The sequence below is a fragment of the Streptomyces sp. NPDC059900 genome (assembly GCF_050270335.1).
In the GTDB taxonomy this organism is placed as follows: domain Bacteria; phylum Actinomycetota; class Actinomycetes; order Streptomycetales; family Streptomycetaceae; genus Streptomyces.
The window spans coordinates 1-2,590 of record NZ_JBNNJZ010000857.1; the positions used below are offsets into that span (position 1 = coordinate 1).

The 2,590-nt window shown below is 69.8% G+C and carries 2 protein-coding genes; one reads left to right on the plus strand and one right to left on the minus strand.

Features of this window, described 5'->3' with window-relative positions; genetic code table 11:
• Positions 1–1,138, plus strand: a 1,138-nt coding sequence (locus ACQKIP_RS44955; RefSeq protein WP_427745642.1) for an ATP-binding cassette domain-containing protein, incomplete at its 5' end; no start/stop codon positions are given.
• A gap of 330 nt (positions 1,139–1,468) precedes the next feature.
• On the opposite strand, the gene ACQKIP_RS44960 is transcribed toward ACQKIP_RS44955, so the two are convergent.
• On the minus strand, positions 1,469–2,590 hold a 1,122-nt coding region (locus ACQKIP_RS44960; protein ID WP_427745643.1), incomplete at its 5' end, for a cytochrome P450.

Consider the following 2,590-nt stretch of genomic DNA (forward strand, 5'->3'; position numbering starts at 1 on the left):
GGCCATCGAGTGGCTGGAGGCACAACTGCGGGCGCACCGCGGCACGGTACTGGCTATCGCCCATGACCGCCTTTTCCTGGAGCGCTGGACGGCCACCGTCCTGGAGGCCGAGGCGGGAGAGGTCACCCGCTACGGCGACGGCTACACCGGGTACCGCACGGCCAAGGCGGCGCAGCGCCGCCGCCAGGTCCAGGAGTACGAGCAGTGGCGCTCCGAACTGGCCCGCAACGAGCAACTGGCCGCCGGCCACGCTGCCCGCCTCGACGCCATCCCGCGCAAGGCGTCGCTGGCCAACTTCGGCCACGGCGGCTTCCGCGCCCGCGGCCGGGCGCACGGCGCCATGGCCCGCATCCGCAACGCCCGCGAGCGCCTGGCGAGGCTGACCGCGGAGCCGGTGGCACCGCCGCCGGACCCGCTGGCCTTCACGGCGCACATCAAGACGGCGGCAACTGCCGCACACGACACCGATAGCGCCCCACCGCAGCCGTTCGCCGTGCAACTGGCGGACGTCAGGGTGGGCGACCGCCTGCACCTGCACGCGCTGACCCTGGCTCGCGGCGGCCGCCTGCTCGTCACCGGCCCCAACGGCGCCGGCAAGACGACGCTGCTGAAGCTGCTCGCCGGTGAGCTGCGGGCCGACGAAGGCTCGGTGCGGGTGCCGGGCCCGGTGGGCCATCTGCGCCAGGACCAGACGCCGTGGCCGCCAGACCTGACGGTGAACGAGGCGTTCGGCGGCGACCGCACGGGCAGTGCCGACGAGCACGCCGAGACGCTGCTTGCCCTCGGGCTCTTCGGCCCCGCACAACTGCGGCTGCGGATGAGCGAGCTCTCCTACGGCCAGCGCCGCCGCGTGGACCTGGCCCGTCTCGTCACCGAGCCCGCCGACCTCCTGCTGCTCGACGAGCCGACCAACCACCTGTCACCGGCACTGGTCGAAGAACTGGAAGAAGCACTGACTGCGTTCCCGGGGGCCGTCGTACTGGTCACACATGATCGAGCACTACGCAGGCGGTTCAAGGGCGCACATCTGGAACTGCCGGACACCGCCGACCTCCGGGCGGGGTGCCCGCCCGCCCGCGTGCACGGGCTGCCAGCCGGCAGGACGAAACAGCCCGCCCTCTCCGGCGTGCCGCGATAAGGACGGCCGCTCTCATACGCCCGGCGGCCAACAGCCGGCGGACGCACGAGTCGCGCACGGACAGGGGCCGGGGCCGGGGCCGTAGACCAGAGACCGTCGATGCCCGCCGCATCGCCCGCGCCGTGCGCCGGTCGGCCCCCGCGCCGTTCCTCCTGTTCGTGCCGCGTCCTCGTGCACCGAAAGCCGCCCGGCCGCAGAAGGGCCTGCAGCGCTCATGACGCCCCGCGAAGGCCACCAGCCACAACCCGGATCACGTACGGCGGTGATGACCGGCGCCGATCACGGCATCGGCCGGACAATCGCGGTATCACCGGCCGGCGCCGTCCTACGTTACGGGATGGAGCTGGGCGGGGTAGGCGTGCCTACCGGTGGCCCGGCGCCGGGTTTGGTGGGCGCTCTTGTCTCGGTCCGTAGGTAGAGATTGCGCGGGGTGAGGAAGACGTTGGCCTTGACGTCGACGGCGGGAGCACCGGGGGGCGGTGTGAGGGTCCACCGGGCGGCGATCGAGGCAAGTGCCAAGGTGGCTTCGGTAGTGGCGAGGGTGTCGCCGATACATTTTCTGGGGCCGCCGCCGAAGGGTAGTAGTTGGGTTCGAGGGCGGCGCTGAGGTAGGTCGGACAACCACCGGTCGGGGTTGAATCGTTCGGGGTCGGGGTAGAGGTCGGCGCGGTGGTGGATGAGATACGGGCTGTAGGCAACAGTGCTGCCTGCGGCGAGGAAGTAGCCTGCAAGATCAACGTCCTGGGTGACGGTTCGGGTAATGATCCAGATCGGTGAGTAGACGCGCAGGGTCTCGGTGATGACGCGGGCTGTGAGGTCGAGATGGGGAAGGTCGTCCCAGGTGGCGACCCGGCCGCGCAGTGTGGCGTCGACTTCGCGGTGAAGCCGGCTGCGTAATTCGTCGTCATGGGCGAGGACGTTCAGTGCCCAGGACAAGGCCACGCCGGTGGTGTCGATTCCGGCGACGAGCAGCGTGATTACCTGTTCGCGGACTTCCTGGTCGCTCAGTGGATTGCCGTTGTGATCGCGGGCAGCCAGTAGCGCCGAGAGCATGTCGGCGTGGTCGCATCCGTCCCGGCGGTACTCGTCCGCGGCGTGAGTGACGGCGTCGTGGATGCGGGTGATCGCTGCCCGGTACCGTAGGTTGGCTGGCGTGGGCAGACGGTTGATCGCTTGAATCGGCATCACCATGCGGTGGAAGATCGAGCCGATGATGACGTCGACGGCTTCCCGGACGATCTGTGCGGCCTCCGATACCGCGTCTGAGTTGAAAATGGTCTTGGAGACCACACGGCTGGTGATGGTGTGCATCTGCGCAAGGACGTCGATGGTGTTCCCGTCCCGCCACTGCTCCATGACCGCGGTGATCTCACGGGTCATCGCCCCAGCCTGTGCGGGCAGTCGGCCGCGGTGGAAGGCTGGCTGCAGGAGACGGCGCTGCTCTCGGTGATA